Below are 23,327 nucleotides of genomic sequence, written 5' to 3' on the forward strand. Positions count from 1 at the left end.
GTGACACGATCCGACATGCGCCAAGCCTACGGCGTCAGGTCTGCGGCAGTGGTCGTAGTCTGACGCCGTGACCGATCCGGACGAGGCCGCCCAGACCCCCTTCGACCCCAGCAAACCGCTCACCAATCCGATCATGGTGGCGGCGTTCGAGGGGTGGAACGATGCTGGCGACGCCGCCAGCACGGCGATCGAGCACCTGCAACTCACGTGGGACGCGACGCCCCTGGCGGAGATCGATCCGGACGACTACTACGACTTCCAGGTGACTCGTCCCACAGTCCGACTGGTGGACGGCATCACCCGACGGGTTGAATTCCCGACCACCAGGCTGTCGGTTTGCCGGCCGCCCGGTTCGTCCACCGACGTGGTGCTGGTGCACGGGATAGAGCCGAACATGCGGTGGCGGAAGTTCGCCGCCGAGCTGCTGGGCCACATCGAGGACCTGGGCGTGACCACGGTTGTCACGCTCGGCGCGTTGCTGATGGACACCCCGCACAGCCGGCCGGTGCCGGTGACGGGGACGGCGTACGACGCGGAGGCGGCGGCGAAGTTCGGGCTGGAGCGGTCCCGGTACGAGGGGCCGACCGGGATCGTCGGCGTCTTCCAGGACCTGTGCGTGCAGGCGGGGGTGCCCGCGATCTCGTTCTGGGCCGCCGTGCCGCACTACGTGTCCCAGCCTCCCTCGCCGAAGGCCACGCTGGCGCTGCTGCACCGGGTGGAAGAGGTGCTGGACGTCGAGGTGCCGCTGGGCGCGCTGCCGGAGCAGGCGGAGGAGTGGGAGCGCACGGTCAGCGAGATGGCCGACGAGGACGAGGACGTGCGGAACTACGTGCGGGCTCTGGAGGAGCGCGGGGACGCGGAGATCCAGATCACCGAGGCGAGCGGTGACGCCATCGCGGCCGAGTTCGAGCGGTACTTGCGGCGGCGCGGGCGTGGACCGGGGCGCGGGCCGACCGGCATGTGAACCGGCCCGACCGACCACCTCCAGGTCGCTCGTACCCTGGTCCGCGGACTCCGGCTCAGACTCGGTCTCAGACTCGCCACCACTCCGCTCCGGCCGACTGCCCACAGGTCGGTCGACCGGCACCGGTCGACCGGCAGTCGGTCCGTCACCGGCTGGTCGAACGGCAGCCGGTCAAACGCCCGCAGGTCGAACGGCAGCCGGTCGAGCACCGGCAACTGACAGCCGGGCCGCGCGATGGCTTCGCAGGGGTCCTCGCCCAGGGCAGGGTTCCGGCAAAGTCGTTTGTGCTGTTCAGGTGTTGATTCCGAGTAGTTGTAGTGGTCGTGCCGGGTTGCGGGACATGGTTCGCAACCCGGCGGCGATGTTGGTGTGGCCGGTGTGTCGTAGGGCGTTGATGGCGAGGTTGCGCAGGGAGGCCATCGCCCTGGGGGCGTTTCCGGTGCGGACGCGGGAGGCGTCCTCGCCGTAGGTGACGTCGCGGACCCAGTGCAGCCGGTTCTCGATCCGCCAGTGGCCCCGCAGCAGGTCGGCGATGCGGGCGGGGTGGGCGTGTTCGCCGGTCAGGCTGCTGACCCCGAGCGCGGCGAAGGCGCCGCGCCGGCCGGTGGCGTGGCAGGTCCGGTAGCGCTCGACGAGGAACGCGGTGGCGGCGTGGGGGAAGTCGACGTCGCCGAAGCCGTGCTTTCCGAGCGGGGCGACCCGGACGGTGCGCAGTTCGGTGCGGCCGTGTCCTCGGTCGGCGAAGACCAGGCAGGGCATGTCGTTCCAGGGCAGTGAATCGAGTTGGGTGTAGACCCTCGGCCAGCCGGTCTTGACGGTGAACACGTAGTGCGCCCCGCGGGCGTGCAGGTAGCGGGCGTGGTCGCGCTGGGTGTGCAGCGCGTCGGCGGTCACCACCACCCCCGCCAGGTCGACGGTGTCGAGCAGCGGCGCGAACCCGGCCAACTCACCGCCGGCCGGGACCCGCCGCTGACCGGCCACGATCCCGTCGTCATGACGTAACGCCGCCAGCAGGTGCACCCCGCTGCCGCCGGCCCGACCGAACGTTCCGGCCACCGACTTGCCGTCCACCGCCACCGCCGACAACGCCTCGCCCGCGTCCCGACCGGAGATCCGCGAGGCCGACCAGGCACCGATCGCCGCGAACGACCGCGCACCCGCCGCCACCGCCGCCGCGGCCACCGACAGGATCGAGGTCAACGAATGCCGCACACCCCGACGCCTGCGCGGGTCCGGCACCCGGTCCAGAAAGACCCGCAGGTCGGCGACCTGCCCGGCCGGCACCGAGGCCAACCGATCGACGACACCGGGCATCGGGCAGGATGACAAGGCGGGCACGGCACTCCCCAGATCATGCGACTTAGACACTCACATGATCACTCCGGAGCGCCGTGCCCGCCCACATTCAGAGCCTGAACAGCACAAACGACTTTGCCGGAACCCTGCTCGCCCAGGGGACCCCTGCTTCAACCCTGCCAGAAGGGGCCGACAATTCCGGTGGTGAGACCGGCGCCTGTGGACAAGTCCCGCTCCCGCATCCGACTCGCGGCGCTCTACGCGGGTGGGTTCCTGGGGCCGTTCGGCGGCGCGATGACGTCGTCGGTGCTGCCCGAGGTGGGCAGTGACTACGGCATCCCGGCCGGCTCGGCGGCGGCCACGTTGACCGGGTACATGGTGCCGTTCGCCCTGCTCATGCTGGTGTCCGGCACGCTCGGCGCGCGCTGGGGCGCCCGGCGGACCATCCGGATCGCCTACGCCGTCTACGCGGTCGCCTCGGTGCTGTGCGCGGTGGCTTGGTCGTTTCCCGTCCTGATGGGCGGGCGGGCTTTGCAGGGGGCGGCGAACGCGTTCACGACTCCCCTGCTGCTGGCGGCGATCGCGGCGGTGACGCCGCAGGCCCGGTTGGGGCGGGCGTTGGGGGTGTTCGCGTCCATGCAGGCCGCCGGGCAGACGTCCGCGCCGCTGCTGGGCGGGTTGGCGGCGGAGGCGTCGTGGCGGTGGGCGTTCGTCGGCGCGGCGGTGGTGGCCGGGGCGCTGGCGCTGGCCGGGCTGCCCGCCGACCCGCCGCGCGGCGAGGACCGGCCACGGCTGCGCAGCGCGTGGCAGCTCCGGACGCTGCGGGTGGCCGTGGTCGGGTTCGTGGGCTGGGGCTGTCTGGGCGGGGTGTCGTTCCTGGTGGCGCTGCGGCTCGGCGACTCGTTCGGGTTGGGCGCCGGGCAGCGGGGGCTGGTGCTGACCGGGTTCGGCCTGGTCGGGATCTTCTGCGCGCGGCTCACGGGGTGGGCGATCGACCGGTTCGGGGCGCGGCGGTGGGCGTTGTTCGGCGCGGCGGGTGGCGCGGTGCTGCTGGCCGGGGTCGGGGTGTTGCCGTCGGTGGTGGCGGTCGCCGCGTTGTGGGCGGTGGCGGGCGCGTTCAGCCAGGCGGTCATCGTGAGCCTGAACGCCCTGGTGCTGTCCGACGGGGGAGGCAACCGGAGCGGGGCGGTGTCGGTGGTGCAGTCGCTGCGGTTCCTGGGCGGCGCGGCGTCGCCGGTGGCGTTCGTGCCGCTGTACGACCTGGATCCGATGAGCGCGTTCCTGGTGCCCGCCGGGCTGGTGCTGGCCGTCCCGCCCGCGCTGCTGCTCGGGTTCAAGCCGCGACGCGAGGACGCCGGACGTCCAGACGAACCAGCGCCAGCGCACCCGCCACCAGGTGGAGACCAGCCTGGACGTTGAGCAGCACGGACAGGCCCAGCACGGGCGTCAGCACGCCGGCCAGCACCATGCCGAGCGCCTGACCGCCGTCGTGGAGGCTGACGAAGGTGGCCAGCACCCGACCGCGCACCTCGTCGACCGTGTGCAGTTGGAGCACCGACATCATCCCGGCGCCCGCGATCAGGCCGGGCAGGCCGACCAGCGCGAACGCGGCCAGGTAGAACACGAGCGCCGTGGTCAGGTGCGGCGCGTTCCAGCCGACCGCCGCGACCACGCCGTAGCCGAGCAACGCCACACCCAGGAGCCTGCCCGGTGGAAGGTTCCGAGCCAGCAGGCCGAGCGACAGACCGCCGAGCAGACCGCCGACCGCCTGCACGCCCCGCAGGAGCCCCACCTCGGCCGCTCCCCCGCCGAGCTGGTCGGTCACGAACACGACGAACAGCACGACGAACAGACCCTGGCCCATCGCCATCAGCCCGACCACGGCGACCATGGGCCGCAGCGGGCCGCGGACCTCACGCAGCCCGTCCAGCCAGGCCCGCCACGCCGGTTCTCCGACCTCACGCGCGGGGTCCGCTGTCCGCGAAGTCGCCAGCAACACCGCCGCGAGCAGGAACGACGCCACGTCGACCAGCACCACGCCGGCCAAGCCGGTGTACCCGAGGAGCAGTCCGCCGAGCGACGCGCCGACCAGCCGCGCCAGGGTGCTGTTCAACCCCACCAGCCCGTTCGCCGCCGGCACCTGGTCGCGCGGCACGAGCGTCGGCAGCAGCGCGTTCTTGGCGGGTTCGAACAACGCGGCCAACCCGGCCTGCACCGCCGTGACCACGTTGACGAGCACGAGATCGCCGGTGAGCAGCGGCAGCAGGGTGACCGCCTGGGCGAGGCTGACCAGCAGCATCAGCTTCCGCCGGTCCCAGCGGTCGGCCAGCACCCCGGCCGGCGGCGACAGCGCGAGGCTCGGCAGCAGCGCCACCACGAACGTCGTCGCGGTCGCCGCCGTGGATCCCGTCAGCTGGTACACGTACACCGGCAGGGCGACCACGAGGACCCAGTCGCCGATCTCGGAGACGAACCCGGCGATCCACAGCCGCCGGAACGCGGGCACCGCCAACGGTCCGGTCATCGCGGGAACGCGCGGATGCCGACGTGCGCGGGCAGTGCGCCTTCCGGCACGTCCTCACGCACCGGCACCAGGTACGGGCGCAGGAGGTCGTCGATCACGCCGAGCAGGCCGGTCAGCTCCTCGGCCGTGACGTTGACCGTGTAGCCGTGCAGCCCGGAGGCCTCCAGCCACTCGCGCGGCAGCTCGTGCTGCCGGTCGAGGAACCGCTGCGCGAGCCGGTTCTCCTCGTTGAGCTGCAACGCGACCAGCGCGTCCTGCTGGGCGCGGACCTCCGGGTCCTCGTCGAACCCGCCGATGTCGTAGCCGACCGACGTGGCCCGCCATGGCCGTTCGCGGCCGTCACCGGCCTCCACGCGTTCCACGAACCCGGCCTTCGCGAGCTGCCGCAGGTGCCAGCTGCAGTTCGACGCGGTCGACCCGACGGCCTCGGCGCACTCGCTCGCCGTGCGCGGGCCCACCGCGACGAGGTGGTTCAGCAACGACACGCGCAGCGGGTGGGCCAGCGCCTTCAGCGCGTCGACGTCGGTGACCCGTCGGGGCCTGGGGAGATCCATGACCCCGACGGTAGACCTGAAAGAGGACTTTCGAAAGAGCCCTTTCAGGTTCCTAGCCGACGTCCCGCCGCCGGAACCCGATCAGCCCGACCGCAACGAGCGCCGCCGCGATCACGGTCAGCCACAGCAGCGGGGCCGCGGTGACGTCCGCGCCCGGCACCTTCGGGATGTGCGTGAACGGCGAGAGGTCCATCGCCCACTGGTCGAGCTGGAGCAGCGGCCCCAGCTGACCGAGCACCAGGAACACCACGATCACCGCCCAGCTCGCCGACGCCAGCTTCGGCACCAGCGCGAACAACGCCAGCGCGAGACCCGCGACCACCCACACCGCCGGCACGTGCGTCAGCGCCGCGCCCACCAGCCGGACGACCTGCCCGCCGACGTCACCGACGCGGGCGCCGTGCACCAGGCCCGCACCGGCACCGGCGGCGGCCAGCACGACGGCCGTGCCGGCGGTGGCGAACGCCAGGTGGCTGCCGACCCACGCGTACCGGGTGACCGGCGTGGCCAGCACCGCCTCGGCTCGGAACTCGGTCTCCTCGGTGCGCAGCCGCAACGTCGCCTGCACCACGTAGATCGCGCTGAACAGGGCGATGATGCCGACGATCGACGCCAGGTAGACGTCCACGATCGCGCCGGCGCCGCCCATCTGCGAGAGGATCTTCTCCATCGCCGGGTTGGCCTGGAGCATCTCCTCGACGCCGCGCGCGACCGACCCGTAGACGGCGCCCAGCCCGAACAGGCTCAGCGTCCAGCCGATCAGCATGCCCCGCTGCAACCGCCAGGCCAGGCCGAACGCGCTGCCCAACGAGCCGGGGGCGCGGGCCGGGCCGAGCCGGGTCGCCAGCAGGCCACCGCCGAGGTCGCGCTTCGTCACCAGCATCGACGCGGTCACCAGCAGCACCGCGAACAACACCAGCGGCAGGAGCAGCACCCAGTACCGGTCGCCCGCGAACGCCCTGGTCTGCTGCACCCAGCCCAACGGCGACAGCCACGTCAGCCACGTCGGCCCCTGCTCGCCCGCCGCGTCACCGACGGCGCGCAGCAGGTAGGCGGTGCCGAGCACGGCGCCGGAGATCGAGTTGCAGGTCCGGGCGCTCTCCGACAGCTGCGCGCTGACCGCGCCGACACCCGTGAACACCCAGCCGGCGGACATGAAGGCGAGGCCGAACGCGAACGACCCGGACGCCGACTGACCCAGGCCCAGCAGCCCGAACGCGATCAGCAGGCCGATCAGGGTGCTCGCCAGCAGCGCCACGACCACGGCCGCGACCAGCGGCGCGTGCCGGGCGACGACGGCCGAGCCGATCAGCTCCAGCCGGCCGCTCTCCTCCTCGGCCCTGGTGTGCCGGGTGACCAGGAACATGCACATCAGGCCGATCAGCAGCGAGCCGAACACGCCCCACCGCCAGGCCAGCACGCCGCCGATGGTCGACGCGTCGTGCAACGGGCCGAGCATGGCCAGGAACGCGGGGTTGCCGCCCGCCGTCGCGGCCAGTTGCTGCCGCGAGTCGGCCGAGCCGTACAGCTCTTCGAGGGTCGACGCGGTGGACAGCGTGATGCCGACCAGGCCGATGATCCAGGCGGCGAGCAGCAGCCGGTCGCGGCGCAGGGCGAGGCGCACCAGCGAACCGAGCCCCGTCACGACGACATCGCCTCCTCGACCCCTCCGGCCGGCGCCTCGTCCTCGTAGTGGCGGAGGAACAACTCCTCCAGCGTGGGCGGCTGGCTGGTCAGCGCGCGGACGCCGCTGCCGACCAACGCGCGCAGCGCCGTGTCGAGGTGGTCGGTGTCCACCTCGAACTTGACCCGCAGGCCGTCCACCTCGAGGTCGTGCACGCCGGGCAGCCCGGCCAGCCCGTTCGGCGCGCCCACGAGTTCGGCGGACACGCTGGTGCGGGTGAGGTGGCGCAGGTCGGCCAGCGTGCCGCTCTCGACCGTGCGGCCGTTGCGGATGATGCTGACCCGGTCGCACAGCGCCTCGACCTCGGCCAGGATGTGGCTGGACAGCAGCACGGTCCGCCGGCCGCGCAGCTCGTTGACGGCCTCCTGGAACACGGCCTCCATCAGCGGGTCCAGCCCGGAGGTCGGCTCGTCCAGGATCAGCAGCTCCACGTCCGAGGCCAGCGCGGCGACCAGCGCCACCTTCTGCCGGTTCCCCTTCGAGTAGGCGCGGCCCTTCTTGCGCGGGTCCAGCTCGAAGCGCTCCAGCAGTTCGGCCCGGCGCTTCTCGTTCAGCCCGCCGCGCAGCCTGCCCAGCAGGTCGATCACCTCGCCGCCGGTCAGGTTCGGCCACAGGCTCACGTCGCCCGGCACGTAGGCCAGCCGGCGGTGCAGTTCGGCGGTGTCGCGCCACGGATCGCCGCCCAGCAGCGACGCGGAGCCGGCGTCGGCGCGCAGCAGACCCAGCAGGACCCGGATGGTGGTCGACTTGCCCGACCCGTTCGGGCCGAGGAAGCCGTGCACCTCCCCCTCGTGGACGGTGAGGTCCAGCCCGTCCAGCGCACGCGTCGCCCCGAACGTCTTGACCAGGCCCGACACGGATATCGCAGCAGTCATGAGCGGTAAGCTACAGTCGTTTCACAAAGTCGTGAAGTTAAGGAAGCGTATAAACTGCCAGCCGTCCGAGGGACCACGAAGGGATGATCCGGCGGTGACACAGGTGGACGGGCGGGACGACCAGGCCGTGCTGCGCTTCATCGAGCGCTTCTCCTCGGTGTTCACCGAGTCGGGCATGCCGCGGATGCCGGCCCGGGTGTTCGTCGCGCTGCTCGCCACCGACTCCGGCGAGATGACCGCCGCCGAGCTGGCCGACGTGCTGCGCGTGTCGCCCGCCGCGATCTCCGGCGCGGTCCGGTACCTGACCCAGCTGGGCCTGGTGAGCCGGGAACGCGAGACGGGCACCCGCCGCGACCTGTACCGGGTGCTCGACGACCTCTGGTACGAGGCGCTGTTCCGCCGGGACGAGATGCTGCGCCGGATGACCGGACCGCTCAAGGAAGGCGTCAGCGCGCTCGGCGCCGGGACGCCCGCGGGCAAGCGCATCGCCGAGACGCTGATGTTCTTCGAGTTCTTCCACGCCGAGCTGCCGAAGATGCTCAAGCAGTGGCGGGAGTACCGGGACGAGCGACTGGGCTCCTGACGGCCGGCATTCGGCCCTGCCCGGCCCCGACCCGTTCGGAATGGCCGTAGTGATCGGGCCGAATTCGGCGTAGTACCGACGATCGGCGCTATTCGCAGGTCGGTGCCGTCGCGGAGCATGCAAGTGACCAGGTCGCTACACCCAGTTCGCGCGAACGTCCCCACCCTGCAACGCGAGGCCGACCGGTGCACCCGCCCGGCACGGCCGCGCAGCCCTGCCCTGAGGGAGAACCCTGCTATGGGAGACGCCCGCACCACCAGAAGACTGGCCGTGCTCGGTCTGGCCGCCGTGTCGGCCGCCGCGCTGGCCTTCGCGAACACCGGAGTGGCGGCCGCCGAGGGCGACGTGCTCGGCGCCGAGCGCGCCGACGCCGTCCCCGGCTCCTACATCGTGGCCCTGAACGACGCCGCGTCGCCGCGCTCGGACTCCGCGTCGACCGCGTCCTCGCTGGTCGGCAAGTACGGCGGCAAGGTCCGCGTGGCGTGGCAGCACGCCCTCAACGGCTTCCACGCCTCGCTGTCCGCCGGGCAGGCCAGGCGCCTCGCCGCCGACCCGCGGGTCGCGTTCGTGCAGGCCGACCTGCCGGTGTCGCTGGACGCGGTCCAGCAGAACCCGCCGTCGTGGGGCCTGGACCGGATCGACCAGCGCAACCTGCCGATGGACAACGCCTACAACTACTCCACGACCGCGGGCAACGTGCGGGCGTACATCATCGACACGGGCATCCGGACCACGCACAGCGACTTCGGCGGCCGTGCCACCTGGGGCACCAACACCGTCGACACCAACAACACCGACTGCAACGGCCACGGCACGCACGTCGCCGGCACCGTCGGCGGCACCGCCCACGGCGTGGCCAAGGGCGTGCAGCTGATCGCGGTCAAGGTGCTGAACTGCGCGGGCTCCGGCACCACGGCGGGCGTCGTGAACGGCGTCAACTGGGTCACCCAGAACGCCGTCAAGCCGGCCGTCGCGAACATGTCGCTCGGCGGCGGCGTGGACTCCGCGCTCGACACCGCGGTGCGCAACTCCATCGCGTCGGGCATCACGTACGCGGTGGCGTCGGGCAACTCGAACGCGAACGCGTGCAACTACTCGCCGGCCCGGGTCGCCGAGGCGCTGAGCGTGAACGCGTCGACCAACACCGACGCGCGTGCCTCGTTCTCGAACTACGGCACCTGCACCGACCTGTTCGCGCCCGGCCAGGGCATCACCTCGGCGTGGATGACGAACGACACCTCCACCAACACCATCAGCGGCACGTCGATGGCGGCTCCGCACGTCGCGGGCGCGGCGGCGCTGTACCTGGCGGACAACCCCACGGCCACCCCGCCGACGGTGAACGCGGCGATCGTCGCCGCCGCCACCCCGGACAAGGTCACCAACGCGGGCACCGGCTCGCCGAACAAGCTGCTGTTCACGGGCGCCTCCACCCCCAGCGGCCCGTCGGTCACCAACCCGGGCAGCCGGTCGACGGCCGTCGGCACCGCGGTCAGCCTGCAGCTGTCCGCCACCGGCGGCACCGCGCCGTACACGTTCTCGGCCACGGGCCTGCCCGTCGGCCTGTCGATCAGCACGTCCGGCCTGATCTCCGGCACGCCGACGACCGTGGGCGAGTACTCGGTGACGGCGACCGTGCGTGACGCGGCGGCGCGGACCGCCAGCACCACGTTCGCGTGGTCGGTCACGTCGACCAGCGGCTGCGCCGCGGTCACCAACGGCACCGACGTGACGATCGGCGACCACTCCGACGTGAGCAGCTCGATCACGCTGAACTGCGCGGGCAACGCGTCGTCCGCCACCACCGTGCAGGTGGACATCCGGCACACCTACATCGGCGACCTGATCGTCGACCTGGTCGCGCCGGACGGCTCGGTCTACAACCTGCACAACCGCACCGGCAGCAGCACCGACAACATCACCCGCAGCTACACCGTGAACGCCTCCTCCGAGGCCGCCGCGGGCACCTGGAAGCTGCGCGTCCGCGACCAGGCTTCCCTGGACACGGGCTACATCAACAGCTGGACGCTCGACGTCTGAGCTGTCGCGTGACCAGCGGGGCCGTCACCTCTTCGGGTGGCGGCCCCGCTCTCGTCCTACCTGCGGATACCCCGGCTCGCCAGCTACCCCTGCCTACAGCTCCACGCCCAGCAGCGAGTCCACCGCGGCCCGGAAGAGGGTCGGCGCGGTGGCGTCCGAACCACCGGTCGACAGCGCCTCCGCCGCCCAGCCGTCCAGGGCCGCCAGCGCCCGGGGCGTGTCCAGGTCGTCGCCGAGGTGGTCGCGCAACCTGGCGACCACGTCCACCGCGCTCGGACCGGAGGCCAGGGCCGCCGCCTGACGCCACTTCGCCAGCCGGGCCTCGGCCTCCGCCAGCAGGGCGGCGCTCCACGCCCGGTCGGCGCGGTAGTGGCCGGAGAACAACGCCAGCCGGATCGCGTTCGGGTCGACATCCTCGGCCCGCAGCTTGGACACGAACACCAGGTTGCCGCGCGACTTGGACATCTTCTCGCCGTCCAGCCCGATCATGCCCGCGTGCACGTAGTGGCGGGCGAACGGGTGGTCACCGGTCAACGACTCGGCGTGCGCGGCGGAGAACTCGTGGTGCGGGAAGATCAGGTCGGACCCGCCGCCCTGCACGTCGAACGACGTGCCGAGCCGGTTCAACGCGATCGCGCTGCACTCGATGTGCCAGCCGGGCCGGCCCGCGCCCAGCTCGGACGGCCACGACGGCTCGCCGGGACGCGCGGCCCGCCACACCAGGGCGTCCAGCGGGTGCCGCTTGCCCGGCCGGTCCGGGTCGCCGCCGCGCTCGGCGAAGAACCTGGTCATCGTCTCCAGGTCGTAGTTCGACTCGTAGCCGAACCGGCCGGTCGCCGACTGGTCGAAGTACACGTCCGGGTACTCGTCGTCGTCCACCCGGTACGCGGCCCCGCTCGCCATCAGCTTCGCCACGGCCTCGACGACCTCGGGGATGGACTCGACGGCGCCGACGTACTCGCGCGGCGGCAGCACCCGCAGCGCCACCATGTCCTCGCGGAAGAGCGCGGTCTCCCGCATGCCGAGCACGACCCAGTCGTCCTGGTCCCGCTCGGCCCGCTCCAGCAGCGGGTCGTCGATGTCGGTGACGTTCTGCACGTAGTGCACGTCGTGGCCGTTGTCCAGCCACACCCGGTGCACCAGGTCGAACGCCAGGTAGGTGGCGGCGTGCCCCAGGTGCGTGGCGTCGTACGGGGTGATGCCGCAGACGTACAGCCTGGCGGTGGCACCGGGGGTGGTCGGGCGCACCTCGCCGGTGGCGGTGTCGAACAGCCGCAGCGGGCGCGGCTCGCCCGCTACCCGCGGGACTGGAGTAGATGACCAGGTCTGCATGTTCACGACCCTAACTCGCCCGCCGGGTGGTGGACGAACGTCCGCCTGGTCGGAGCGACGCCGTCAGCGGCCATGGCGGGGAAGAGCCGGCGCCACCTTGTCGGCTGGAGCTGCCGCGCTCCCACGAACGGGCGTCCGGCGCGGCGGAGCAGCAGGTCAAGCCCTCTGGGCCGGGCTGAACGCCGGTCTCGTGCGTTTGCCGCGCGTGGCGCACCGGGAGACGATGTGGACTGGCTCACGTCGTCGGGACGAGGGAGGCGGGATGACCGCGCTCAAGCCGGAACCCGTGATCGCCCATCCGGGGGCGGCCAGACGGCGCTCCAAGGGCTCCGTGTTGCTGGGTCTGCTCAAGACGACGGACCCGAAGCAGATCGGGCTGCTCTACCTGACGACGTCGTTCCTCTACTTCATGGCCGGCGGCGTGATGGCGCTGCTGCTGCGGGGCGAGCTGGCCCGGCCGGGGTTGCAGTTCCTGTCCAACGAGCAGTACAACCAGCTGTTCACCATGCACGGCACGGTGATGCTGCTGCTGTACGCGACGCCGATCGTGTTCGGGTTCGCCAACTACATCCTGCCGCTCCAGATCGGCGCGCCCGACGTGGCGTTCCCCCGGCTCAACGCGCTGTCCTACTGGCTGTACCTGTTCGGCGGGCTGATCGTGATGGCCGGGTTCGTCACGCCCGGCGGCGCGGCGGACTTCGGCTGGACCGCCTACACGCCGTTGAGCGCCGCCATCAGTTCCCCCGGCGTCGGCGCGGACCTGTGGATCACGGGCTTGGCGCTGTCCGGGCTCGGCACCATCCTCGGCGCGGTCAACATGATCACCACGGTGTGCTGCCTGCGCGCGCCGGGCATGACGATGTTCCGGATGCCGATCTTCACCTGGAACATCCTCGTCACCAGCGTCCTGATCTTGATCGCGTTCCCGATCCTGACGGCGGCGCTGTTCGGGCTGCTGGCCGACCGCCACCTGGGCGCGCACGTGTTCGACCCCGCCAACGGCGGCGTGATCCTGTGGCAGCACCTGTTCTGGTTCTTCGGACACCCCGAGGTCTACATCGTCGCGCTGCCGTTCTTCGGCATCATCAGCGAGATCATCCCGGTGTTCAGCCGCAAACCGCTGTTCGGCTACAAGGGGCTGGTCTTCGCCACGTTCGCGATCGCCGGGCTCTCGGTGGCGGTGTGGGCGCACCACATGTTCGCCACCGGCGCGGTGCTGCTGCCGTTCTTCTCGCTGATGACGTTCCTGATCGCGGTGCCGACCGGCATCAAGTTCTTCAACTGGATCGGCACGATGTGGAAGGGCCAGATCACGCTGGAGACGCCGATGCTGTGGAGCATCGGTTTCCTCATCACGTTCCTGCTCGGCGGGCTGACGGGCATCATCCTGGCCTCACCGCCGCTGGACTTCCACGTCACCGACACCTACTTCGTCGTGGCCCACTTCCACTACGTGCTGTTCGGCACCATCGTGTTCGCCACTTTCGCCGGCATCTACTTCTGGTTCCCCAAGTGGACCGGCCGGATGCTCAACGAGCCGCTCGGCAAACTGCACTTCTGGACCACGTTCATCGGCTTCCACCTGACCTTCCTGATCCAGCACTGGCTCGGCAACGAGGGCATGCCCCGCCGCTACGCCGACTACCTGGAGAGCGACGGCTTCACCCTGATGCACACCGTCTCCACGATCGGGTCGTTCCTGCTGGGCGCGTCCGTGCTGCCGTTCGTGTGGAACGTGCTGCGCAGCTACCGCTTCGGCGACCCGGCGGGGCACGACGACCCGTGGGGCTTCGGCAACTCGCTCGAATGGGCGACGACCTCCCCGCCGCCCCGGCACAACTTCGCCGAACTGCCCCGCATCCGGTCGGAGCGGCCGGCCTTCGAACTCCACTACCCGCACATGGTGGAGCGGATGCGCGACGAGTCGCACTTCTCGCTGACCCGCCCGGGAAAGCGCCAGGTGCCGGCGGACGGCAAGACGGAGAAGGCCCTCGCGTCGACCGAGCGCGAGCGCGAGACGAAGGACGAGGTCAGGGAGGACCGGGAGGACTGAGCCGCCGGCCGTCCGCTCGTCGTCGTTCGGTCGGCCCCCTGGCACCGCTTGCCGTACACCCCTGCGTCAGAGCGCTCTCTTACGGCCGACAGCGTCAGCGACGGCGCTTCCGGGAGCGCAGGTAGTCGCTGACGACGGCGGCGCCCAGGCCGTCCTCACCCGGCGCGACCACCCGGCCACCGGAACGGCGGGCCACGGTGTCCACGAACGCGGTCAGCCTCGGGTCGTCACCGAGGCGGAACACGGTGATCGACGCGCCGAGTCGGGCCAGGGCGTCGACCTCCACCAGCGTCTTGCCGAGGGTCCGGTCCAGGGGCGGGTAGTGGAACTCGGCTTCGCCGGTCGCCTCCAGGTGCGCGGTCGGTTCGCCGTCGGTGACGACCAGCACCACCGGCTGGGCGTCCGGGTGCTTGCGCACGTGCCGACCGGCCAGCAGCAGGGCGTGGTGGAGGTTGGTGCCCTGTTCCCACACGCCCTCCAGCGCGGTGAGCCGGCCGATGTCGACGGTCTCCGCGTGCCGGCCGAACGTGATCAGCTCCAACGCGTCCGTCCGGAACCTGGTGCGCACCAGGTGGTGCAGCGCGAGCGCGGTGCGCTTCATGGGCACCCACCGGCCGTCCTGCACCATGGACCACGACGTGTCCACGCACAACGCGACCGCCGCACGTGACCGCTGCTCCGCCTCGCTGACCTCCACGTCCACCACGTCCAGCCGCACCGGGCCGCCGGCCGCCCGCAGCACGGCGTTCGTCACCGTGCGCGGCACGTTCCACGGCTCGGTGTCACCGAACTGCCACGGCCGCGTGGACCCGATCAGCTCACCGGCCGCGCCCGCCGACGAGTTGTCCCGCTGCCCCTGCTGCCGCGCGCTGTCGATCACGCCGCGCAACGCCGTCTCACCCAACCGCCGCAACGCCTTCGGCGTCAACCGGAGCGAACCGTCCGGCGCGCGTTCCAGCAGGTTCTGCGACCGCAGCTCGCGTTCCAGCTCGGCCAGCCGCCGCGCGTCCACGCCCGCCTCGCCACCGAGCTGCCGGACCAACGCCTCCAGGTCGATGTCCTCCAGCCGCGCACCGGGGTACGACTGGGACAGCTGCTCGGCCAGCGCGTCCAGCTCCGCCAGTTCCGCCATCGCCCGCGCGCCCTCGCCCAGGCCCATCGGGTTGTCGCCCCGGAACCGCGCCGACCCGGTCCAGTCCTCACCCGGCCGCAGACCCTGCAACAACGAGTCCAACCGGGACAGTTGCGACCCGACGCCGGAGTTGCCGAAAGCCTGCTGCGACAACGCCGACAGCTCGTCGCGCTGCTGGTCGGACAGCGAGTTCATCATCCGCTGGGCGGCGGCGGACCGGGCGGCGAGCGCGTCGACCAGCTCCTCGACCGTCCTCGGGTTCTCCGGGAAGAACTCGCCGTGCGCACGCATGAACCCGGCGAACCGCTCCATCGTGTCCTCGCCTCGGGCGTGCGCGGCGAGCAGGTCGTTCAGGTCGTCGAGCATGGCCTGGATGCGCTGGACGTCCTCGGGCCGGACGTCCTCCATCGCCCGCTTCATGCCCTGGAACCGCTGGTCCATCAGCTCCCGGCCGAGGAGGTTCCGGATCTGCTCGTAGGACTCGCGGGCCTGCGGCGACCGCCAGTCGTACTCGGCCAGCTCGCCCACCGCCGCGGCGGCCGACTGCGGCAACGCGTCCAGCTGCGCCTCGCGGAACCGCGCGTCGTCGTCCGGGTCCGGGAACAGCGCCGCCCGTTCGGCCCGCAACGCCTCCTCCAGCAGCCGCTGGACCTCCTGGAGCGTGCCGTCCAACTTGTTCCGCCTGGTCAGCGCGGCGCGCTTCTGCCACAGCCGCGCGGTCAGGTCGTCCAGGCCCCGGTTCCCGGGCAGTCCTCGGCGCAGCAGCTCGCGCAACGCCGACTCGGGCGACGCGCCCTCCATGACCTCCCGGCCCAGCTCGTCCATGGCCGCGCGCAGGTCGGTCGGCGGGGCGAGCGGGTCCGGTCCGTCCGCGTACCGGCCGTACCGGTAGGTGCTCATCCGTACACCGTCCGGTCGTCGTCGCTGTCCTTGGCGAGCCGGCGGGTGAGGTAGAGCGATTCCAGCGCCAGCTCCACGGCCGACGCGATGCGCCCCACCGGGTCCTTCGGCCCGGCGCCCGTGCGCTCCGCGACCTCGTGCAGCACCGGCAGCTCGGGCAGCGCGGCCAGCAGGTCGCCCGCGTGCACCCGTTCACCGGTCGCGACCGGGTGGCCATCGGACACCAGCTCGGCCAACGGCCGCAGGTTGATCCCCGCGAACGTCGACCGCGCCGTGTCCGCGACGGCCCGGCGCAGCAGGTGGACCAGCACCTCCTGCTCGCGGCCCTCCTCGCCGGCCTCGAACTCCAGCTTCCCGCGCAGCACCTCGGGCACCGAGTCGAGGTCGACCGGGCGGGCGATGGGCGGGTTCTCGCCGATCAGCGCGCTGCGCCGCAGGGCACTCGCCGCGACCGTCTCCGCCGCGGCGACCGCGAACCGCGCCGACACGCCGGACCGCTGATCGATCGAGGACGACTCGCGCAGGTGCCGGACGAACCGCGCGATGACCTCCAGCAGGTGGTCGCCGACCTCGGCGACCAGGTGGGCCTCCTGGCGCACCAGGTCGATCTCGGCGCCGATCTCCAGCGGGTAGTGGGTGCGGATCTCGGCGCCGAACCGGTCCTTGAGCGGGGTGATGATCCGGCCGCGGTTCGTGTAGTCCTCGGGGTTGGCGGTGGCGACGAGGAGGACGTCCAGCGGGAGCCGCAGCGTGTAGCCGCGGATCTGGATGTCGCGTTCCTCCATCACGTTCAGGAGGGCGACCTGGATGCGTTCGGCCAGGTCGGGCAGCTCGTTGACGGCGATGATGCCGCGGTGCGAGCGGGGCAGGAGGCCGTAGTGGATGGTCTCCGGGTCGCCCAGGCTGCGGCCCTGCGCGACCTTGACCGGGTCGACGTCGCCGACCAGGTCGCCGACGCTGGTGTCGGGCGTGGCCAGCTTCTCGGCGAACCTCTCGTCGCGGTGCTTCCACTCCACGGGCAGCTCGTCGCCCAGCTGCCGGGCGCGGCGCTTGGACTCGGGGGTGATCGGGTCGAGCGGGTGCTCGTTCAGCTCGGCTCCCGCGATCACCGGGGTCCACTCGTCCAGCAGGCCGACGATGGTGCGCAGCAGGCGCGTCTTGCCCTGGCCCCGTTCGCCGAGGAGCACCACGTCGTGGCCCGCGAGGAGGGCGCGCTCCAGCTGCGGGAGGACGGTCCGGTCGAACCCGACGATGCCGGGCCACGGGTCACGGCCCTCGCGGAGTGCGGCCAGCAGGTTTTCCCGGATCTCGGCCTTCACCCCGCGCGGCAGGTGGCCTGCCGCGCGGAGGGCGCCTGCGGTGGTGGGGAGGTCGGAAGTCACCCCTCCGAACCTACGCACTGATGGGTCGTCGGTCGACGTAGAGCAGCTCCAACGGGTGGAGAAGCGCAAGCGTGAGGAACGTGGGGGGCGGAACGTGCGGGTAGCGGCCCGGAATTGTCGGACCCTGCCGGCAAGATCAAGAACAGGGGTCCCCTGGGCGGGGACTTCTGCGACAGCGTTCGGCGGATCGGCGCTGGACGGCGGATCGACCGGCAGCGCCGGCGCACCGGGTTCGAACCCGCCAGGCCAAGTGCGCCAGGCCGGGCGCGCCAGGCAGAGCGCGCCGGGGACTGCGGTCACCGGGACAGGGTCAGCAGTTCCGTGAGGGCGGCTTCGTCGTCGAGGGTGGCGATGGCGAGGACGGGGGCCAGCGCACGGCACCACTCGTACAGGCGGTCGAGGTCGAGGGACGCTGCCACGGCCACCCGCTTGGCGCGGTCGGCGACGCCTTCGCGGCCCGCCGCGTCGAGGACGTAGTCCACGACGTCGAAGCACGGGTCGCCGACGCACGCCCGGGGGTCGATCGCCACCAAACCCCGTTCCGGACCACCGTCCAGCACGTTGCCCAGGTGCAGGTCACCGTGCAGCAGCACGCGCGGCTGGTCGTCCAGGAGGGCGCGGCAGCGGTTCCGGGCTCGGTCCCACGTCTCCGGCGAGATGTGGGCGGCGACGTCCGGATCCGCCAGGCGCCTGCCGATGCGGGTGTAGAACTCCGCGCACCGGGCGCGCAGCTCCAGCCGCGGTCCACCGGAGTCCGGCACGGTGTGCAGTGCCGCGGCGAGTTCCGCCCACTCCTCCGGCGTCGGCGGGGTCGGCAGCTCCTCGGCCATCGTGCCCGGCCGGACCGCCTCCATCAGCAGCACGCCGTCGTCCTCCGCCAGCACGGCGGGCACCCGACCGGACGGGGCGAACAGCCGCAGCACGGCCGCCTGCTCGGCCAGGAAACCGGCGTCCGGGCTGAGCTTGAGCGCCGCCCCGCCACCGTCCGACCGCTCGCACTCCACCACGACCGACGACGCGCCCTGCGGCATCATGCCGCCCAGCGTGAGACCCCAGCGTGCGGCGACCGAAGCCGCCCGCTCCGGCACCCGCGCACACCACGGGGCGACCGACGGGCCGAACCGGAGCGCCAACCGCGCGGTGATCTCTTCGACGTCCACCGATCTCACGCTAATCACCGCCGCAACCGGATAAACGCCCGTAGGCGGCGTCCAGAGAGGACGCCGCCTACGGAGTGCGGAGCTATTCAGTTGTCGTGCCAGTCAGCTCGTGGTCACAGCGCCGGGTAGGCGTTGGCCATGAGCTCCTGGAACTGGGCCGAGAACCAGTGACCCGAAACCGGGGCGTTGGCCAGGGCACCCGAGGGGTTGTTGCCGTTGCGGACGTTGCCACCGTAGGTCGGGTCGCACATCCGGTCGAAGCCCTTGCCCTCGTCGTTCGGGATCTGCGTGCTCGAACCGTCGGACTCACCCGGCGGCTTGATCCAGACGTAGGCGTCGATACCGGGCTTCGGCGCGGCCTTCGGACGCTCGCCCAGACCGGCACCGGCCTGGTTGCACCAGTTGCCCTTCTGGTGACGACGGTCGATGCGCGACTGGTTCACGTAGTCGTTCGCGTTGGTCGCGGTCGACTTCGCGGTGGGCCGGTTCGGGCCGCCCCAGCCGTTGCGCGAGGTGTCGATCAGCATGCCGATGCCGCTGTCGAAGCCCTGCTTCACCAGCTCGGCGCGCATCGCCTGGGCGAAGCCCACCTCACCGTTGAAGTCGTTCCAGTCGACCCACGTCGCCGACTCCTTCACCGGGCGGCCACCGACGAGGTCGTCGACCGTCCAGAACGGCTCCTCCAGCGCGGAGTAGTTCGCCGTGTTGGTGATGAAGCCGTGGATCTTGTCCTTCGTGGCGCCGTTCTTGCCGAGGAGGGACGCGAACATCTTCGCCGAGGCGTAGAAGTTGTCGTACTCCGCGACCGTGTCGCCCCAACCGATCCAGCCGTGGTGGCCGGCGTCGATGTAGTTGTACACGTTGGAGACGGCGCCGAGCTTGCCGAGCGCGTACGAGACGCCCTCGACGTAGTTGCCGTTCGCCTTCATCACGTCGCAGTTCGGCGTCGCGGTCGTACGCGGCGTCACGTTCGTCACCAGGTTCGGCAGCGAGTCGATCTCGATGACCGCGACGATGCGCAGCTTCGAGTACTCGGGCCGCGCGACGATGCTGGAGATCACGTCGATGTACTCGGTCTTGTACTTGCCGATCTCTGTCGGCCCGAGCTCACCGTTGGACGCCAGCGCCGCGCAGTCGCGACCGGGCAGGTTGTAGACCACGAACTGGAAGACCAGCTGACCGTCCGCACGGGCGGCGCGCTGCTTCTCAGCCTCGTTCAGGTGGTCCGCCAGACCCATCGTGCCGGTCGTCGGCGAGCCGTTGCCGTGGATCGCGCTGGTCCGGTCCAGCCACACACCGGTCGGCTGGTTCGCGACACGCGAGCCACCCGGCTCGGCCGCGGCGAGACGCGACCACTGCGGGTTCACGTACACACCGGCGCCGACGTACGGGTTGTCGACCCTCGGACCACCCGGGTTGTTGGACGTGGTGGTCGTCGTCGTGGACGTGCTCGTCGAGGTCGACGTGCTCGTCGTGGTCGACGTCGTGGTCGTGGTGCTGATGTTCCCCGTGCAGACCGTCCCGTTCAGCCGGAACTGCGTGGGAGCCGGGTTGGACCCGTTCCACGAGCCGTTGAAGCCAGGGGTGACGGTCGCGCCGGTGCCGAGGCTCGCGGCCCACGAGGGGTTGCGGACCGTCACCCGGGCACCAGACTGGGAGAAGTTGCCATTCCACCCCTGCTGGACCGTCTGGCCGGCGGCGAAGTCCCACTCCAGCGTCCAACCGCCGGAGATGGCGTCACCCAGGTTGGTGACCGTGACGTTGGCGCCGAATCCGCCTTGCCACTGACTACTGATCGAATACGCGACCCGGCAACCGGGAGCAGCGTTGGCGGTGGCCGTAGAGGCCACTACCCCGGCTACGGACAGGGCCGCCACCGAGGTCACCGCCAATGCTCCGGTGAATTTCCGGGACCGTACAAAAGTGCGCAGACTCATGCATCGCCTCCTTGCGTGCAACCCGCCATCTGGGAGCGCTCCCAGGTCATTTCGCCGACTCGGGATCCGACGCAAGACCGAAACAGCTGGGGACTGGGAGCGCTCCCAGAACGAACGGTAACGCATGACATGTCGTGTTGACGAGGGGTTGACCTGGAGATAATCCGGGGCTATACCCGTACGCGTACCGCGCCCCAAAGCCCCTGACCTGCGGTTACGGTACTTCATTCACCAATGGGATTGCCAGGGTGAAGCAACCCGGAATCGATTCCGATGGCAAACGGATGCGGCGCCGATCACCTGTACGGCCCATTGCACCCGCCGATCCGGGATAGTTCGACGTGGACTTCGGATCGACTTCCCGGGGGCTCACCCGACGCGATGGTCGGCGATAGCGGCGCGCAACATTTCGCAACCCGTCGAACAATTGTCGAATATTCGACACGGTCCGTCGAACGTTCGACGAGCGCCCACCCGCCTAATGGCGGCCGGCGCCCTGATCCGAAAGGACTCGGACGGCCTCGTCCACGGCCGCGAGCCGAGCCCGCCGCACCGCCTCGGACAACGGCCGCAGGGCTTCGTCACGGGCCCGCGTCGCCGTCGCCGACACCGCCCCGCCGGGCGCGTCGGACGCCGCCACGGTGAGGATCGCGGCCACCTCCGAGGCGCGCTGGAGCACGCGCAGGGCACGCGGCGGCATCCCCGCCGGCCACTCGACCTTCGTGTGCTCCGCGGACAGCTCGGCGATCTCCGCCCGCACGTTCGGCCGGTGCCGCGCCACGTCCAGCGTCACCAGCGCGGTGGCCGCCTCGCGCATGGCGGACGCCAGGCCGTGCTCGGCCTCGGCGATGGGCACGTGCTCGCCGCCGGGCGCGGACGGCAGGTCGAACACCGTCCACCGCATCACCCCGTCGGCCACCAGCGCGGGCACCAGGCCCACGCCGACCTCGGGCAGCACTGCGGCCTGACCGGCGCGCAGCGCGCACTTGGACAGCGGGCCGCTACCGCCCAGCCCGCGGACGTCGCCGGGCACGGGGATCACCAGCCTGGCCGTGGTGGCGGAGGCGCGGCGCAGCGACGCCAGCAGCAGGGCGGGGCCCACCGGGACCTCGTCCGGGCCCGGCAGGTCGAGAGCGGTCGCGGTGCCGTCGTCGTCCGCGGCCACCTCGTGCAGCTCGGCCCAGAACCCCAGGGCGTCGAGGACGTCGTCGGCCGCGGCCGCACCATGCAGCCAGGCGGACGTCCACACGACCAGCGTCGCACTCGCACAAGACACGACTGCCGAGGGTACGCGGCCGTTCGGACGCGTCAGGCCGCCGGGCCGACGTGTTCGGCCAGCAGGGAGCGGAACGCCGCCACCGCTTCGTCGTCGGCGAACGCGCGGCGCGGCACGGCGTACAGGGCGGTCGTGCCGGTCTTGAGCACGAAGCCGCGCGCCGTCTCCACCCAGCCGGGCAGTTCGGCCCAGTTCAGCTCGCTGCGCGCCGCCTCGCCGATGGACATCCGCAGCGAGTGGGAGTCCGCCGTGCCTGTCACGGTCTTCGCCGCGAGCGGGTGGTTGTGGAAGTTCACCGCGGTGCCCACCGGCACGAGTGCGATGATGATCACAGCAAGGGTGAGCCCGAACACGCCCGCCCACGTCATGCCCATCGCGAGCACGACGACGCCCAGCACGCCGAGCGCCGCGCCGAACCACGGCGCCCACCGGTACAGGGGCACGGCGATGCCCAGCGCGTCACGCCAGTCCGCGGGCCGGGGCGACCAGCTGAAGTCGACGCTCACCGGCCCGCTCCCGGGCGCTTCGCGGGCTCGCAGCAGCGCGTGGCGCAGAACGCGCCGTTGGTGGTGCACCCGAGGACCCGGAAGTCCGACAGCTTGCGCACCGGCCCGTCGGACACCTGCTCGGCGACCAGTTCGGCCACCATCTCGGCGAACCTGGGGTCGTCGTTGGGCGTGGCGGCGCGGGCGAAGCCCATCCCCAGTTCCTGGGCGCGTTCACGGGCCTCCGTGTCGAGGTCCCACACCACTTCGAGGTGGTCGCTGACGAACCCGATCGGGCACACGACCACGTTCCGCACGCCCTTGTCGTACAGGGCCTCGATGTGGTCCACGACGTCCGGCTCCAGCCACGGGACCTGCGGCGGACCGGACCGCGACTGCCACACGACGTCGAACTCGGGGACGCCCACGGCGGCGGCGACCAGCCGGGACGCCTCGGCGACCTGCCGGGAGTAGAGGTGCCCGCCGTCCTCGGGCGGTCCGGCGGCCTTGTCCGCCGACACCGGCACCGAGTGCGCCGTGAACACCAGTCGGTAGTCCGCTCCGGGCCGGTCGTCGGCGGCGGGCAGTCCGGACGCGGCGGCGCGCACGGCGTCCGCGAACGACTCGACGAACAGCGGGTGGTCGAAGAACTGGCGCAGCTTGACCAGCTCGGGGGCGTCCTCGACGGACGCACGGGCCCGCAGGACGTCCTCGTCGTACTGCCGGCACGCCGAGTAGCCGCCGTACGCGCTGGTCGGGAAGACGAGGGCGCGCCGGACGCCCGCGGCCTTCATCTCGGCGAGCGTGTCCTCGACCATCGGGTGCCAGTTGCGGTTGCCGAAGTAGATCGGCAGGTCGACCAGACCGCGCACGGCCTCGATCGCCGCCCGGTTGAGCGCGTTGATCGGCGACACGCCGCCGAAGTGCTGGTAGTGCTGCTCGACCTCGTCCAGCCGCTCGGGCGGGACGCCGCGACCGCGGGTCACGTTCTCCAGGAAGGGGCGGACGTCCCCGGGTCCTTCCGGTCCGCCGAAGGACAGCCAGAGCAGCGCGTCGTAACTCACCCGGACATCCTCGCGCCGGAGCGCGGAGGCCGCACAACCGGGTCGGCGTGATCGATCGCACGCCGACCCGGCACCCGTGCCGGGCC

General features: G+C 71.6%; 18 protein-coding genes. 5 read left to right on the forward strand and 13 right to left on the reverse strand.

From position 1 onward, the window contains the following. Nucleotides 1-67: 67 nt before the first annotated feature. On the forward strand, nt 68-964 hold the full coding sequence (locus tag ACRAKI_RS24505; protein ID WP_447002862.1) for a PAC2 family protein: 897 nt from the start codon (nt 68-70) through the stop codon (nt 962-964). A gap of 291 nt (nt 965-1,255) precedes the next feature. Here the strand turns inward: ACRAKI_RS24505 and ACRAKI_RS24510 are convergent, their stop codons facing one another. Continuing rightward, the gene (locus ACRAKI_RS24510) at nt 1,256-2,278 is read right to left on the reverse strand and encodes an ISAs1 family transposase (protein ID WP_447002863.1); all 1,023 of its coding nucleotides are present in this window, start codon (nt 2,276-2,278) and stop codon (nt 1,256-1,258) included. A 186-nt stretch (nt 2,279-2,464) separates the two neighbouring features. Between ACRAKI_RS24510 and ACRAKI_RS24515 the strand changes: the two genes are divergently transcribed. Next, entirely contained in the window at nt 2,465-3,679 is a 1,215-nt protein-coding gene (locus ACRAKI_RS24515; RefSeq protein WP_447002864.1) for an MFS transporter, read from the forward strand. Here ACRAKI_RS24515 and ACRAKI_RS24520 read toward each other — a convergent pair. The 4 genes from ACRAKI_RS24520 to ACRAKI_RS24535 are packed head-to-tail and all read right to left on the reverse strand — an operon-like array spanning nt 3,594 to nt 7,897. Continuing rightward, nucleotides 3,594-4,784 carry an MFS transporter gene (locus ACRAKI_RS24520; protein WP_447002865.1) on the reverse strand — a complete coding sequence of 397 codons (1,191 nt, stop codon included), beginning with the start codon at nt 4,782-4,784 and terminating at the stop codon, nt 3,594-3,596. The two genes, ACRAKI_RS24515 and ACRAKI_RS24520, sit on opposite strands and share 86 nt — an antisense overlap. Next, nucleotides 4,781-5,338: an ArsR/SmtB family transcription factor gene (locus tag ACRAKI_RS24525; RefSeq protein ID WP_447002866.1), complete on the reverse strand. Its 558-nt coding sequence runs from the start codon at nt 5,336-5,338 to the stop codon at nt 4,781-4,783. The genes ACRAKI_RS24520 and ACRAKI_RS24525 overlap by 4 nt, the downstream gene beginning before the upstream one ends. A gap of 52 nt (nt 5,339-5,390) precedes the next feature. Then, on the reverse strand, nt 5,391-6,983 hold the full coding sequence (locus tag ACRAKI_RS24530; protein ID WP_447002867.1) for an ABC transporter permease: 1,593 nt from the start codon (nt 6,981-6,983) through the stop codon (nt 5,391-5,393). Next, the gene (locus ACRAKI_RS24535) at nt 6,980-7,897 is read right to left on the reverse strand and encodes an ATP-binding cassette domain-containing protein (protein WP_447002868.1); all 918 of its coding nucleotides are present in this window, start codon (nt 7,895-7,897) and stop codon (nt 6,980-6,982) included. The genes ACRAKI_RS24530 and ACRAKI_RS24535 overlap by 4 nt, the downstream gene beginning before the upstream one ends. Before the next feature lie 94 nt (nt 7,898-7,991). Here ACRAKI_RS24535 and ACRAKI_RS24540 point away from each other — a divergent pair, with 94 nt between their 5' ends. Together ACRAKI_RS24540 and ACRAKI_RS24545 are read left to right on the forward strand one after the other, a co-directional pair. Continuing rightward, nucleotides 7,992-8,480 (forward strand): GbsR/MarR family transcriptional regulator, encoded by a 489-nt coding sequence (locus ACRAKI_RS24540; protein WP_447002869.1) that lies wholly within the window; start codon nt 7,992-7,994, stop codon nt 8,478-8,480. A gap of 237 nt (nt 8,481-8,717) precedes the next feature. Then, nucleotides 8,718-10,520, forward strand: a complete 1,803-nt coding sequence (locus tag ACRAKI_RS24545; RefSeq protein WP_447002870.1) for a S8 family peptidase — start codon at nt 8,718-8,720, stop codon at nt 10,518-10,520. Nucleotides 10,521-10,613: 93 nt separating this feature from the next. Here the strand turns inward: ACRAKI_RS24545 and mshC are convergent, their stop codons facing one another. Further along, entirely contained in the window at nt 10,614-11,852 is a 1,239-nt protein-coding gene (mshC, locus tag ACRAKI_RS24550) for a cysteine--1-D-myo-inosityl 2-amino-2-deoxy-alpha-D-glucopyranoside ligase (RefSeq protein WP_447002871.1), read from the reverse strand. A 262-nt stretch (nt 11,853-12,114) separates the two neighbouring features. Between mshC and ctaD the strand changes: the two genes are divergently transcribed. Further along, a complete protein-coding gene (gene ctaD, locus ACRAKI_RS24555) occupies nt 12,115-13,905 on the forward strand; it encodes an aa3-type cytochrome oxidase subunit I (protein WP_447002872.1) in 1,791 nt (596 codons plus the stop codon). Nucleotides 13,906-13,999: 94 nt separating this feature from the next. On the opposite strand, the gene ACRAKI_RS24560 is transcribed toward ctaD, so the two are convergent. The 7 genes from ACRAKI_RS24560 to ACRAKI_RS24590 form a co-directional block, all read right to left on the reverse strand. Then, complete coding sequence (locus tag ACRAKI_RS24560) at nt 14,000-15,937, reverse strand: vWA domain-containing protein (protein WP_447002873.1); 1,938 nt, start codon at nt 15,935-15,937, stop codon at nt 14,000-14,002. Next, on the reverse strand, nt 15,934-17,319 hold the full coding sequence (locus ACRAKI_RS24565; RefSeq protein ID WP_447002874.1) for a sigma 54-interacting transcriptional regulator: 1,386 nt from the start codon (nt 17,317-17,319) through the stop codon (nt 15,934-15,936). The genes ACRAKI_RS24560 and ACRAKI_RS24565 overlap by 4 nt, the downstream gene beginning before the upstream one ends. Before the next feature lie 296 nt (nt 17,320-17,615). Further along, a complete protein-coding gene (locus ACRAKI_RS24570) occupies nt 17,616-18,479 on the reverse strand; it encodes an aminoglycoside phosphotransferase family protein (protein ID WP_447002875.1) in 864 nt (287 codons plus the stop codon). Between the two features lie 113 nt (nt 18,480-18,592). Then, complete coding sequence (locus ACRAKI_RS24575) at nt 18,593-20,416, reverse strand: glycoside hydrolase family 6 protein (RefSeq protein WP_447002876.1); 1,824 nt, start codon at nt 20,414-20,416, stop codon at nt 18,593-18,595. Between the two features lie 478 nt (nt 20,417-20,894). After that, complete coding sequence (locus ACRAKI_RS24580; protein ID WP_447002877.1) at nt 20,895-21,692, reverse strand: hypothetical protein; 798 nt, start codon at nt 21,690-21,692, stop codon at nt 20,895-20,897. A gap of 32 nt (nt 21,693-21,724) precedes the next feature. Continuing rightward, nucleotides 21,725-22,198 (reverse strand): YcxB family protein, encoded by a 474-nt coding sequence (locus ACRAKI_RS24585; RefSeq protein WP_447002878.1) that lies wholly within the window; start codon nt 22,196-22,198, stop codon nt 21,725-21,727. Beyond that, complete coding sequence (locus ACRAKI_RS24590; protein WP_447002879.1) at nt 22,195-23,241, reverse strand: ferrochelatase; 1,047 nt, start codon at nt 23,239-23,241, stop codon at nt 22,195-22,197. Before ACRAKI_RS24590 ends, ACRAKI_RS24585 begins: the two co-directional genes overlap by 4 nt. Between the last annotated feature and the right edge of the window lie 86 nt (nt 23,242-23,327).

The sequence above is a fragment of the Saccharothrix isguenensis genome (assembly GCF_052936305.1).